Here is a 13302-nt window from a genome sequence, read left to right as displayed (position 1 = left end):
CAGAAACCACGAAAGAGGACAACAGGGATATGGACGGCAGAGAACACCGCTGGTACATGCTCGTCGCGTCACTGCTACCGCTGCTCGCACTCGGCGCGGCCATGGTGCTGGCCTGGAACCACATCTTCGGCTGGACCGACGTGCTGGTCACGCTGATCATGTACGCCATCTCCGGCCTCGGCATCTCCACCGGCTACCACCGGATGCTGACGCACCGCGCCTTCGAGACGTACAAGCCCATCCGCGTCGCGCTCGCCACCGCCGGGGTGATGGCGGGACAGGGCCCGCCGATCATCTGGGCGGCCCACCACCGCAAGCACCACCGGGTCGCCGACAAGGAGGGCGACCCGCACAGCCCGCACCTCGGCTTCGAGCCCGGCTTCAAGGGCGCGATCGCCGGGATGTGGCACGCGCACCTGGGCTGGCTCTTCGACGAGGGCCTCAAGTCCGACCCCATCCGCTACTGCCCCGACCTGGTGCGGGAGAAGCCGCTGCGCTGGCTCAGCGAGAAGTTCGTCCTCGTCGTCGCCGCCGGCATCCTGCTGCCCGGCCTGCTGGCCTTCGCGATCACCGGCGGCTCGCTCCAGGCGCTGCTGACCGGCGTGCTGTGGGGCGGTCTGGTGCGGATCTTCCTGATCAACCACATGACGTACGCGGTGAACTCCATCGGCCACTACTTCGGCCGCCGGCGGTTCACCACCACCGACGAGTCTCGCAACGTCGCCTGGCTGGCCGTGCCGTCCTTCGGTGAGGCCTGGCACAACAACCACCACGCCTTCCCGCGCTCCGCGCGGCACGGGATGAAGTGGTACGAGGTCGACCTGTCGGCCGTCTTCATCTGGAGCCTGGAGCGCACCCGGCTGGCCTGGAAGGTCATCCGGATCGACCCGGAGCGGATGACGATGCGCGAGGCCGGGATCAGCCGGGTCGACGGCGCCAAGCTCGACCGGCAGGAGCTGCTCGTCGCCCAGCAGCGCATCGCCCCCATGGCGGACCGCTCGCGCGACGGTTCCGACGTCTCCCTCGTGGACGTGGAGTAGCCATGGCAGCCACCGGCACCGAACTGTGGGACCTGCTGCTGCGCGACGAGTCGAAGGGGGTCCTGCACCACTGGGACGGCGAGGGCTTCGGGCACACCCCGTGGCGCCAGGTCGTACGGGAGGCCCACGGCATGGCGGCCGCACTCCGCGCGGCGGGCGTGCGGCCGGGGACGCGGGTCGCCACCGTCCTCACCAACTCGGCGCACACCGTGCGCGGGCTGCTCGCGGTCTGGCTGGCCGGCGGCGCCGTCGCCTCCTTCCCGCTGCCGGCCCGGGGACAGACCCCCGAGGAGTACGGGGGCCAGTTGACGCGGCTGACCGAACGGCTCGACGCGGCGCTGCTGCTGACGGACGAGTCGCTACTGCCGCTGGTGCCGGCCGGGCTGACCGCGCGGTTCCCGGTCCGCACCTGGACCTCGCTGTACGGCGGCGGGCACCTGGACCCGTCGCCGCCGGGGCCGCAGGACATCGCCTTCGTCCAGTACTCGTCCGGCAGCACGAGCCTGCCCAAGGGGTGCGCCCTCACCTCCCGCGCCATCGCCACCCACCTGCACATGCTCTACGACCTGGCGGACGGGCGCGTCGGTGCCGAGACGATCGTCTCCTGGCTGCCGCTCTCCCACGACATGGGCGTCTTCGGAACGCTGCTGAACGCCTGGGCGTTCGACTACGACTTCGTCCTCTCCTCCCCCGAGCGCTTCGGGATGGCGCCGCGCACCTGGTTCCGGGACATGTCCGACTTCGGCGCCACCATGTCCGCGGGCACGAACACCGCCCTGTACCTGGCCGCCCGGGCGCAGGGCCGCACCCCGCTGCCGAACCCGCTCGCCCTGAAGGTCTTCGTGGTGGGCGCCGAGCGGGTGGACGCGGCGACGCTGGAGACGGCCATGACCGCGTTCGGTCCCTCGGGCCTGAGCCGGGCCGCGTTCATGCCCGCGTACGGCATGGCCGAGGCGACGCTGGCGGTCGCCAGCAGCCCGACGGGAGCGCACCCGGTCGCCCGCAGTTTCGACGGGGCGGCGCTGCGGGACGGGGAGATCGTCGAGGTCGCCGAGGACACCCCAGGCGCCACCCGGCTGGTCTCCAACGGCCCGCCGCTGCCCGGGGTCACGGTGACCACACAGGAGCCGGGCCGGGTCTCGCAGCTGCTGGTCTCCTCCCCGAGTCTGGCCTCCGGCTACCTCGGGGACCCCGCACGCACGGCCGAGCGGTTCAGGGACGGCGTGCTGCACACCGGCGACCTGGGCTTCGTCCACCAGGGCGAGGTGTACTTCGTGGGCCGTGCCGACGACCTGATCTCGGTGGGCGGGCGCAACGTGTACACGAGCGAGATCGAATCGGCCGTCGAAGCGCTCGGCCCGGTCCGCGAGGGCTGCTCGGCCCTGGTGGACGTGGCCGAAGGCGGCATCTCCCGGCTGGTCCTGCTGCTCGAACCCAGGCGCCGCAGCGACGACTTCCGCGTGATCGCCGACCGGGCCGCCACCGTCGCCCGGGAGAAGTCGGGCCTCGCGCTCGCCGAGTGCGTCTTCGTGGAGCGCGGCCACCTGCCCCGGACCCCCAGCGGGAAGATCCAGCGCTTCCGCTGCCGGGCCGCCCTGGGACCGGACGGGGGCGCACTCAAGACCCTCGCCCGGATTCCCCTGGGCTGACCCGCCCCTGAGCCACCGTTCGAGAGAGGGACACCCCATGCTCCAGGGCCGCCCGGCACAGCCGGGCTTCTTCACCGCCACCGAGATCATCGGCCGGGAGGACTACCTGCGCCTCCACCTCAACGAGAACCCGTACGGCCCGCCGCCCGGCACCGTCGAGGCCGTGCACACGGAGGCGGCACAGCACCTCAACCGCTACCCGGACAGCGAGTGCGGTCTCCTGCGGGAGCGCCTGGCCGAGCACTTCCGTGTCACCCCGGAGATGATCGCCATCGGCAACGGCACCGACGAGCTGGTGCTGCTGGCCTCGATGACGTTCCTGCGCGAGCCCGGCAGCCGCGTCGTCACCACCGACTCCACCTTCCCCGGCTACGTGACCTCGGCGGCGGCCGTGGGCGCGCCCACGCACGTCGTTCCGCTGGCGGGCGCGGCCCTCCCGGTCGCCGGCCTCACGGCCGCCGTGCGGCAGGGCGCCGCCCTCGCCTTCGTCTGCAACCCGCTCAACCCGACCGGGGCGCTGCTGGACCGCGACGAGGTCACCGAGCTGATCGACGCCGCCGAGTCCAGCGGCACCGTGCTCGTCTTCGACGAGGCGTACCTCGACTTCGCGGGCCCCGCGCACGAGTTCGCGCTCGCAGCGGTGCGCGAGGGGCGTCGGGTACTGGTGACCCGCACCTTCTCCAAGGCGTGGGGGCTCGCCTCGGTGCGGGCGGGTCTCGCCCTCGGCCCGCCTCAGCTGGTGGAACAGATCACCGCGACCGCGAGGGCACTGCCCTTCAACGTCAACCGCCCGGCCCAGCGCGCCGTGCTGCGCGCCCTGGAGGCCCCCGCCCACCTGGACCGGGTGCGGGCAGACAACGCCCGGGTGAGGGAGCTGCTGTGCAAGACCCTGGACTCGCTGGGCCTCGGCCACTCCCCCTCGGCGGCGAACTTCGTGATGGTCGAGGTCCCGGGGCAGGGCGCCGAACCCGGTGACAGCACCCGCTTCGCGGCCCGGCTCGCCGAGGAACACCACATCCTCGTCCGCGATCTGACCCTCCTCGGGCTGCCCGGACGGCTGCGCGTCTCGGTCGGCACGGAGGCGGAGGTCGAGCGCCTCGCCGCGGCCCTCGCCCACATGCTCGGCCGCCACTGATCCACCCCGGTGCCGGCCACCGCCGGCCCGGGGCCGGAGCCGGGGCCGGGGCCGGAGCCGGAGCCGGGGCCGGAGCCGGGGCCGGAGCCGGGGCCGGAGCCGGGACGGGGCGCCGGGCCGACATCTCTTACGGAAGGAACAGCCGGAGGCCATGGGCCACTACAAGTCGAACCTGCGGGACCTGGAGTTCACCCTCTTCGATGTGCTGGGGCGTAGCGACGTGTACGGCACGGGGGCGTTCGCCGGGACCGGCCAGGACACCGCACGCGCGGTGCTGGCCGAGGTCGAACGCCTGGCCGTACACCAGCTGGCGGACGCCTCCGTCGCGGCGGACCGCACCCCGCCGGTCCACGACCCCCGGGCCCGCTCCGTCACGCTGCCCGACTCCTTCAAACGCGCCTACCGGGCCTGGACGGACGGCGGCTGGCACCTGCTCGACCTGCCGGCGTCGCTCGGCGGGGCCGACGCGCCGCCGTCACTGCGCTGGGCGGTGGCGGAGCTGGCCCTGGGCGCCAACCCGGCGCTCTACCTCTACCAGGGGTTCACCGGCTTCGCGCGGGTCCTCGACCGCCTCGGCACCGAGGAACAACAGCGGCTCGCCCAGCTGATGGTCGACCGGCAGTGGGGCGCCACGATGGTGCTGACCGAACCCGAGGCGGGCAGCGACGTGGGGGCCTGCCGGACCAGGGCGCGCAAGCAGCCGGACGGGACGTGGCACCTGGAGGGCGTCAAGCGGTTCATCACCTCAGGCGAGCACGACCTGGCCGAGAACATCGTTCACTTCGTGCTCGCCCGCCCCGACGGGCACGGGCCCGGCACCAAGGGGCTGTCGCTGTTCCTGGTGCCGAAGTTCCGGATCGCCGACCCCGCGGCCGGCAGGCTGGGGGCGCGCAACGGGGTGCACGCCACCGCGCTCGAGGACAAGATGGGCCTCAAGGCCTCGGCCACCTGCGAACTCACCTTCGGGGCCGAGGAGCCGGCCGTCGGCATGCTGCTCGGCGAGGAGCACAACGGCATCCGGCAGATGTTCCAGATCATCGAGCAGGCCCGGATGATCGTCGGCACCAAGTCCGCGGCCACCTTGTCCACCGGATACCTCAACGCGGTCGAGTACGCGAAGGAGCGGATCCAGGGCACCGACCTGACCGCACTCGGTGACCGCTCAGCGCCCAAGGTGCCCATTACCCGGCACCCCGAGGTACGGCGCTCCCTGCTGCTCCAGAAGGGGTACGCGGAGGGGCTGCGCGCCCTGGTCCTCTACACGGCGACGCTGCAGGACCGGATCACCGCCGCGCAGGCGGAGGGGCGCACCGACGAGGAGGCGACGGCGCGCAACGACCTGCTGCTGCCCGTCGTCAAGGGCTACAGCTCCGAGCGCGCCTGCGAGCAGCTCAACCACGCCCTGCAGATCCTGGGCGGTGCGGGCTACATGAAGGACTTCCCGCTGGAGCAGTACATCCGCGACACCAAGATCGACACCCTGTACGAGGGCACCACCGCCATCCAGGGGCAGGACTTCTTCTTCCGCAAGATCGCGCGGGACCAGGGCGCGGCCCTCGACGGCCTGCTCACCGAGGTGGAGAAGGAGACACGCCAGGAGGCGGGCGGCGCCCTGGCGGCGGAGCGCGCGCTCCTCGCGGAGGCGGTGACGCAGGTGCGCGCGATGGCGGACGCCCTGGGGACGTATCTGCTCCGTTCACTGGAGGAGCCCGCCGCGATCCACCAGGTGGGACGGAACACCACGCGGCTGCTGATGGCCACCGGCGACCTGCTGCTCGGCTGGCTGCTGCTGCGTCAGGCCGGCGTGGCAGCAGAACAGTTGGATTCGGGCGAGGATGGCCGGAACGGCGCCGGACGCGCCTTTCGTCTGGGCAAGATAGCGACGGCCAGGTTCTTCGCCCAGGAGGTGCTTCCGTTGATCACCACCGAACGGGCCCTCGCGGAGCGTCACGACAGCATCCTGATGGAGCTGCCGGACGACGCCTGGTGACCGCCCCGCGCCGGGCGCCCGCGATGCGCGCGCCCGGCGTATGTGAAGCACCGACCCCCAGGGTCCCTCCGACCGCCCAGCCTGTAAGGAGCCACTTGTGACCGAGTCTGCGACCGCCGCACTCGCCCCGGGACACCAGACGATGCTGCTGGCCCACCGCGCCATGGTGCGCGACCTGGAGCGCATCGGCCGCGCCGCGCGCGAGCTGCCGGCCGGGAACGCCGAGCGCGCCACCGCCCTGCGCGACTACGTGGACAGAATCTCCCAGCTCATCGAGCACCACCACGAGGGCGAGGACGACTTCCTCTGGCCCAAGCTGCGCGAGCGCGGTGCCGACGAGGAGGCGCTGGCGCTGATGACCGCCGAGCACGAGGACCTCACCAAGGTCCTGCACGTCTGGCACGCCACGAGCCGCCGGCTCGGCAGCGACGAGGCGGCCCCGGCCGAGCTGGCCACCCAGACGGACACGTTGCGCGAGCAGCTCGCCCAGCACGCCGGGGACGAGGAGCGCGAGCTGACGGGGCGGCTGGCCCCCGCCCTCGACAAGGGCGTCTGGAAGGGCTTCGCGACCCACATGCGCAAGACGGCGCCGGGCTGGACGCTGCGGTTCATGCCGGCCTGGCTGCTGTCGGTGGCAACCCCTGCGGAGCGCGGCGGCGTCCCCGGCGCGCCGATCGGACGGCTGTTCAGCGGCTGGCTGGAGAAGAACCGGCGCGCCGCGTTCGGCGACACCTACTGACGGCACGGCCACGGAGAGACGCCATCGCGGAAGTCACCACTCAGGTGCGCCGCACCGGCGTGGCCACCGCGCCGGTGCGTTGCCACCGCGCCGGTGCGGTGGCGCCGGTTCGGTGGCGCCGGTTCGGTGGCGCTGCTCCCCCGGGCCTGAACTGAACGGTCAGAACTGAACCACTGAACCACTGGACCGCCCGGTCGCCGCGCGACCGCACCCCCTGTCGCACGGGCCGGGCGGCGGTTCAGTGCGTTCTTAATCGAGGAGGAATATCCATGCAAATACCCCTATCCAACCTTCCGTCCTCACGCGAGAGAACGGACACGGCGGACCGCTCGCCCTCGCCGCTGACGGAGGCGGGGCGCCGATGGGTGGACGAGTTCGTCATGCGCCCGCACGAGGGCACCAACCGGGACGGCGCGGTCTGCCCGTTCGTGGAGTCCGCGATGAAGGCGCAGACCTTTCTGCTGGAGGAATGGGAGGTCGATCCGGACACCGACGCCGAGGGCCTGGTCGAGGTGGCGCGCCGGATGGCCGACGCCTTCGAGGCGACGGACTGGGAGGGCCGCAACCGCTTCCTGCACACACTGGTGCTGGTCCTCTCCGGCCTCCCCGAAGAGCGCTACCGCCTGCTCGACGAGGCACACCGGCTGGTCAAGCCCGAACTGGTGGACCGCGGGCTGATGCTGGCCCAGTTCCACCCCCACTGTGACGAACGCGCCGCCCGCAACCCCGACTTCCAGGTCGCCCGGGCCCCGGTGCCGATGCTGGCCATGCGCCGGATGGCGCTCCACGACGTACTCTTCCTCGACTCCGACCCCGAGTGGTTCGCCGCCTACGAACAGCGGTACGGCAAGCGGCACGAACAGGGGGCGGTCGCCGACCCGCTGTTCGCCGAGACGTTCGCCGCGGCACGGGACCGGTGGAACGAGGCCTGAGAGCCGGTACACCTCACGGGGAACGCGCCACGTACGGCACCGTCACGACCGAGCGGCTGCCCGCAGACGTGGACGCCACAGACTTGTCACCGCCACCCCCCACCCCTCCACGCGGGTGCCTGCCGTGCCGGTGCCGGCCGCGCCGGCCCGACCGCACGCGGGCCCGGCGGTCAGGGTGACAGGCCGGGTGAAGGGCGGGACCGCGCGGAAGAGCTGAACGACTCCGACCGGAGAAAACGGGAGCCTCGCGGCGGCCGCTGAGGGACCTCGATGGAGCGGCCGCGCTGCCGCCGGGAGGTACGAAGTGCGCCAGCCGCCGGGAAGTGCGGAGGCGCCAGCCGCCGGGAGGTGCGTCAGCCGCCGGGAGGTGCGCCAGTCGCCGGCGCGGAGCTGGAAGTGCACATCCCAGATGCCCGGAGCCGGCGGTCGGCGGTGGCCGGCGGTGGTCGGCGGTGGTCGGCGGTGGCGGGGCCGACGGTGAACTCGGCCTCTGGCGCACGCTGCGCGTGTCGGGGCAGGCGCCCTGCCGCGTATGCGCACGGCGGCCCTGGCCCCGCTTGGGAGGCTCCCCGGCCCTGTGGGAGAGCGAAGGCCGGCTCGCGGCCACCGGCACCACCCGGGCCGCTCTGGCGGACGTGGCCGCCGCGTCCGGGTTCGCCGATCAGGCGCACCTGTCCCGGGAGTGGCGGGCCATGGCCGGGTGCACGCCCACCGGATGGCTGCGCACCGAAGGCCCGGCCGTCCGAGGCCCGCTGCGCCATGGCGCATGGCGCCGGACGGCTGCGCGGTGCCTGCTGCCCGTTCCGCTCCGTGGCCGCGTCCCCGGCCCCCGGTCACCCGCCAGGTGGTGGCCAGGTTCAGCACGGTGCCGCTCTCGCGGTGCCGCGACTGGCCGCGCGCGTTGCCGCGCCGTACGGCCATGGAGTCCTGCCCTTTTCCGGCCGGCCCGGAACGGGGTAGTCCCTGCGAAGTCCCCGGCTTCCGCGCAGGTCACGAAGCTGAGCCTGGAATCGCTGGTCAGGACGCTTCCGCCCAGGTCCCGGCTTCGCTCGCCCCGAGAGGTGCCCCACCCCACGCGGGCTCCCCCGGCTTCGGCCAGGGGGACCTCATTCTCCGCCTTGCGAGAGCACGCTCCGGAACCCGCTCCCTGATCCGGCCAGAGCCGAACGAAAGACTTCAGCGGCCGCGGTGCCGCTGCTTCGCCTTCGCCCGCGCCAGCTCCCGGCGATGCGCGTCCTCCGCCGCACGGCGGCGTTTCGCCGCGGCGCGGCTCTCGGCCTTGGACTCCTCGAAGCCGCGCGCCAGCGCCTCCTGCGCGGCGGTACTGACCGGGCGTTTGCCCTGCTCCCGGGCCGCGGCGCGGGCCAGCCGCTTAGGGTTGGTGACCCGGGAGCGCTCCGTGGAGTCGGGTGGGACGATGGGCGAGGAGAGCGCCTGTTCCAGCAGCCCGCCGAAGTCGCGGACCGCGAAGTCGAGCAGCTCGGGGTTGGTCGGCTCGGCGCCGAAGACATGGCGTGCCGCGCGGACCCCGTCCGGCTCGGTGACCTCCAGGACACCGACCCAGAAAGGGTCCTCGAAGAACACGGTGAACGTGCTCGGCATAGCGTCCTCCCATGGTTGTGGTGCGCCCCGCGCCGCGAGGCACGGGAAGGAAGCTGACGGGCCGGACACCCTGGGAGGGAGGTTACTGACCGTCAGCCGTCGGCCGGCTGCACGGCGCCCGGACTACCAACCGGACTGTGTTTTCGCCCGCCGTGTCGATTTCCAGCTTCCAGCTTATCGTCCGGCCCCGCACCGCGTTAAGTCCGTTCCCGTGCCGTACGGGCGGCGGCTTCCTCGGCGCGGCGGACACCGTGCCGGCGCGCCGCGGCACTGCGGTCAGCTGACCTGCTCCAGCATCGACAGCCGGTCGAAGAGGGCACTCCACTCCCGGATCTTGCCGTCCTCGACGCGTACCTTGTCCACCGCGCGCCACTGCAGCAGGCGTCCGGTCGGCTCGATCCGCCCGCCCTGCGGGTGGACCAGAGTGCCCTGATGGGTGCCGGAGAAGAGCACCTCGACACAGACCGCCGTCCCATCCGCTGACTCCACGATGTCCAGCACCTCACGGCGCAGATCCGGATAGGCGGCGCGGTGCCGCCCCATGACACCTGCCGCGTACTCCCTTCCCTTTCCTTCCGCGCTGGAGGTACGGAAGACGGCGTCGTCGGCGAAAAAGTGGTCGAGGTCCTCCAGGGACCCGGATTCCACGGCATTCCACACCGCGTTCCACAGGTTTTTGGCGGTGGTCGCATGCACAGTCGTCACAGAAGGCTCCTTGCGCCGGTTTCCGCTACGGAAATCGAGTGCGGGAATCGAGTACGGGAATCAAGTAAACCGAGGGGGAGGTTGCGCAGCCAGGTCGTATGGCCGTACCGCACTGCGGGTATGCCGCAGTGCCAAACGGGGAGGCCGTACAACGCCGGCGCTCCTTCCGCGCACCGGCAGCCGACACCTTGACCACTCCCGGCGGCCCTCACGAAAGTTTCTGTGAGCGATACGCAATTCCGCCGCGCTCTTCCACCCGGAAGCCGGGATCAGTGCGCGCCTCGCATTCCCTCGGTGATCACAGGACACCGCACGGCGAACTCAGACACACACGGAGCAGACCTTGAGTGAGAACACCCGGGAAACACCGGAGACCCCGACCCTGGACCCGGCCACGGAGAACCCCGTGACGGCGGACCGCAGCGCGGACGCACTTCCGCTCATCGAGATGGCCATGGCCTTCTACCGCTCCCGGGTACTGATGAGCGCCCTGGAGCTGGACCTCTTCTCCGTGCTCGCCACCGAAGGTCCAGCCGACCGCACGGCCATCGAGCGCAAGGCCGGCCTGCACAGCCGGGCCTCCGGTGACTTCCTCGACGCGCTGGTCGCGCTCGGGCTGCTGGAGCGGAGCGCGGACGGGTACGCGAACAGCGCGCTCGCCGACCGCTTCCTGGTGCGCGGACGCGGCCGTTACGTGGGCGGCTTCGCGGAGATGGGCGGGGCCTCGCTGTACCCGCTGTGGATGAAGCTCACCGACCTGCTGCGTACCGGCGAGCCGCAGATCCCGCCGGGCGGCAACTTCTTCGAGGGCCTGTACCAGCGCCCGGAGGCCGCACGGAAGTTCATGGACGCCATGGACACCTTCAACGACGAGATCGCCGAGGTCCTCTCCTCGGCCGTGGACTGGAGCGGCTACCGCAAGCTGGTCGACGTGGGCGGCGCCCGCGGCGATCTGTCGGTGCGGCTGACCGAGCGACACCCCGATCTGACCGCCGTGTGCTTCGACCTGCCGCAGATCGAGCCGCTGTTCACCGAACGCGTCGAGAAGAGCGATATCGCGGGCCGGGTCGCACTGCGGGGTGGCGACTTCGTCACCGACGCCCTGCCGGACGCCGACGTCTACGTCTTCGGACACATCCTGCACGGCCGGAACCTCGAGCAGCGCGAGGAGCTCGCCCACCGCGCCTTCGCCGGTCTGCGGCCGGGCGGCACCCTGTTCGTCTTCGACCGCATGATCGACGACGCGCGCTGCGAGAAGCCGCTGAGCATGCTGGGCAGCCTCGGTATGGCCCTGGTGTCCCCGATCGGCAGCGAGTACACCGTCGCCGACTGCCGCTCCTGGCTGGAGAAGGCCGGCTTCGAAGCCGTCACCGAGCGCCCGCTGGCGGCCACGGACACACTGGTCGTCGCGCGCAAGCCGGCGTGAGCGCCGGGTCCGCACGCCGCGGCGAGGCCCCCGCCTTCCGGGACGAGACCTCCGCAGGCCGCGGGGAGCCGCCTGCGGTGCGGGAGGCCGAGCAGCGGACACTCCTCGGCCAGGAGGTTTACTCCGACCGGGTGTTGCGGATCTACGATCCGCTCGTGCTGCTGGCCACCAACAGCCTGGTGTGGCGCTGCCCACGGCGCGAGATGCTCGGCCTCTACCGGCGGTACGCGACGAGCCGCCACTTGGAGGTGGGGGTCGGCACCGGCTACTTCCTGGACCGGTGCCGCTTCCCCGGCCCGGTCGCGCCGCGGCTGACGCTGCTCGATCTCAACTCCCACACCCTCGAGTACGCCTCGCGCCGACTGGCACGGCTGTCACCCGAGGTGCGGCGTGCCAATGTGCTGGAACCGCTGCCGGTGCCGGACGGCAGTTACGACTCGGCGGGGCTGAACATGGTCCTGCACTGTCTGCCCGGCAGCAGCCTGCGGGAGAAGGAGCCGGCGCTGGCGCACGTTGCCCGCGCGGTGCGCCCCGGGGGCACAGTCTTCGGCAGCACCATCCTCGCGCACGGCGTGCGGCAGAGCCGCGCAGCGCGTGCGGTGCTCCGCAACCACAACGAACGCGGGATCCTGCAGAACACCGGCGACAGTCTCGAGGATCTGCAGACGGTGCTGGAGCGGAACTTCGAGGGGGTCACCGTCCGCACCCGGGGCAGCTTCGCGCTGTTCACGGCGACAGCCGCCGGGTCGGCCAAGCCGGACCAGGCGGCGGAAACTGACGAGGTGGCAGAGCCCGGCGAGGCGGCTGGGCCCGGCGAGGGGGCTCGGGAGAGGAGAGCGGGGTGACAGGTTCCTGTCCGTACTCCGGCGAGGGACGAAGCGCCCCCGCCTATCCCTTCCGCACCGCCGTCGGTCTCGAGCCCGACGAGGAATTCACCGAGCTGCGCGCCGACGAGCCCGTCTTCCGAGTGACGTTGCCGTTCGGCGGTGAGGCGTGGCTGGTGACGCGCCACGCGGACGTCAGAACGGTGCTGGCCGACCCGAGGTTCAGCAGAACTGCGGCCTGTGACCCGGACGGGGCGCGGTTCGAGCCCGTACCACCACCCCCGGTCGGGATCTTCGTCTCCGACCCGCCCGAACACAGCAGACTGCGCCGGCTGGTCGCCCAGGCGTTCACCGCCCGGCGCACCGAGCGACTGCGGCCCCGGGTGCGCGAACACGTGCGGCTGCTGCTGGAGCGGATGAGCGCCGAGTCGGCTCCAGGCGGACCTGCCGACCTGGTGCACCACTTCGCGCTGCCGCTGCCGGTGACCGTCATCTGTGAACTGCTGGGCATTCGGGAGGAGGACCGCGGCCGGTTCCGCACGTGGTGCGACGCGCTGCTGTCCACCACGGCCCTCACCCGGGAGGAGGTCGGCTCCTCGCGCGAGGCGCTGTCCCGGTTCCTGGCCGGGCAGGTCGCGCAGCGCCGCGAGCAGCCGGGGGACGATCTGCTGACCGCCCTGGTACAGGCGCGGGACGAGGGCGACCGGCTCAGCGAGCGGGAGCTGGTGGTCTTCACCGGAGGGCTGCTGGTGGCCGGTTACGAGACGACGGCCGGCCAGCTGGCCAACTTCACGTACGCGCTGCTGCGGCGGCCTCACCTGTGGCAGGAACTGCGCGAGGACCCCGAGCGCGTCCCCGCCGCCGTCGAGGAACTGCTGCGGTACGTGCCGTCCCTGGTGACCGGCGGCTTCACCCGGGTGGCGCGACAGGATGTGGAGCTGAGCGGCACCGTGGTACGCGAGGGCGAGACCGTCGTCCCGGTGCTCGGCTCCGCCAACTGGGACGAGGAGGTCTTCGCGGACCCCCACGCCCTCTCCCTCGACCGCTCCTTCGCCCGGTGCGGTCAGCACCTGGCCTTCGGGTACGGACCGCACCGGTGTGTCGGCGCCCAGCTCGCCCGGGTGGAGCTCCAGGAAGGGCTGCGCGGACTGCTCGACGTCCTGCCGGGGCTGTCCCTGGAGGGGCCTGTCGAGGAGAAGGCGTGGAAGACGGGCATGATCGTCCGTGGGCTACGCGAGCTGTGGGTGCGCTGGTAGTTCC

At 72.1% G+C, this 13302-nt stretch carries 11 protein-coding genes; 9 read left to right on the top strand and 2 right to left on the bottom strand.

Annotated elements, in window-relative coordinates; genetic code table 11:
- Window positions 1-29 precede the first annotated feature (29 nt).
- The 6 genes from MMF93_RS23570 (at window position 30) to MMF93_RS23545 (ending at window position 7485) form a co-directional block, all read left to right on the top strand.
- Complete coding sequence (locus MMF93_RS23570; RefSeq protein ID WP_242754582.1) at window positions 30-1040, top strand: acyl-CoA desaturase; 1011 nt, start codon at window positions 30-32, stop codon at window positions 1038-1040.
- Between the two features lie 2 nt (window positions 1041-1042).
- A complete protein-coding gene (locus MMF93_RS23565; RefSeq protein ID WP_242754581.1) occupies window positions 1043-2689 on the top strand; it encodes an AMP-binding protein in 1647 nt (548 codons plus the stop codon).
- 37 nt (window positions 2690-2726) lie between these two features.
- Window positions 2727-3824, top strand: a complete 1098-nt coding sequence (locus MMF93_RS23560; RefSeq protein ID WP_242754579.1) for a pyridoxal phosphate-dependent aminotransferase — start codon at window positions 2727-2729, stop codon at window positions 3822-3824.
- Window positions 3825-3975: 151 nt separating this feature from the next.
- Complete coding sequence (locus MMF93_RS23555) at window positions 3976-5814, top strand: acyl-CoA dehydrogenase (protein ID WP_242754577.1); 1839 nt, start codon at window positions 3976-3978, stop codon at window positions 5812-5814.
- A 97-nt stretch (window positions 5815-5911) separates the two neighbouring features.
- On the top strand, window positions 5912-6553 hold the full coding sequence (locus MMF93_RS23550) for a hemerythrin domain-containing protein (protein ID WP_242754575.1): 642 nt from the start codon (window positions 5912-5914) through the stop codon (window positions 6551-6553).
- A gap of 269 nt (window positions 6554-6822) precedes the next feature.
- Window positions 6823-7485 carry a DUF6875 domain-containing protein gene (locus MMF93_RS23545; protein ID WP_242754573.1) on the top strand — a complete coding sequence of 221 codons (663 nt, stop codon included), beginning with the start codon at window positions 6823-6825 and terminating at the stop codon, window positions 7483-7485.
- Between the two features lie 1176 nt (window positions 7486-8661).
- Here the strand turns inward: MMF93_RS23545 and MMF93_RS23535 are convergent.
- Window positions 8662-9087, bottom strand: a complete 426-nt coding sequence (locus MMF93_RS23535) for a YjdF family protein (protein WP_242754571.1) — start codon at window positions 9085-9087, stop codon at window positions 8662-8664.
- Window positions 9088-9363: 276 nt separating this feature from the next.
- A complete protein-coding gene (locus MMF93_RS23530) occupies window positions 9364-9792 on the bottom strand; it encodes an ester cyclase (protein WP_242754569.1) in 429 nt (142 codons plus the stop codon).
- A gap of 343 nt (window positions 9793-10135) precedes the next feature.
- On the opposite strand from MMF93_RS23530, the gene MMF93_RS23525 reads away from it, so the two are divergent.
- Genes MMF93_RS23525 through MMF93_RS23515 form a run of 3 tightly spaced genes read left to right on the top strand, consistent with a single transcriptional unit; the run spans window position 10136 to window position 13298 of the window.
- Window positions 10136-11218, top strand: a complete 1083-nt coding sequence (locus tag MMF93_RS23525; RefSeq protein ID WP_242754567.1) for an acetylserotonin O-methyltransferase — start codon at window positions 10136-10138, stop codon at window positions 11216-11218.
- Window positions 11215-12063, top strand: a complete 849-nt coding sequence (locus MMF93_RS23520) for a class I SAM-dependent methyltransferase (protein WP_242754565.1) — start codon at window positions 11215-11217, stop codon at window positions 12061-12063. The genes MMF93_RS23525 and MMF93_RS23520 overlap by 4 nt, the downstream gene beginning before the upstream one ends.
- On the top strand, window positions 12060-13298 hold the full coding sequence (locus tag MMF93_RS23515) for a cytochrome P450 (protein ID WP_242754563.1): 1239 nt from the start codon (window positions 12060-12062) through the stop codon (window positions 13296-13298). Before MMF93_RS23520 ends, MMF93_RS23515 begins: the two co-directional genes overlap by 4 nt.
- The last annotated feature ends 4 nt before the right edge of the window (window positions 13299-13302 follow it).

Source organism: Streptomyces tubbatahanensis (assembly GCF_022699385.1).
Lineage (GTDB): Bacteria > Actinomycetota > Actinomycetes > Streptomycetales > Streptomycetaceae > Streptomyces > Streptomyces diacarni.
This window is presented reverse-complemented; position numbering and strand designations above follow the sequence as displayed.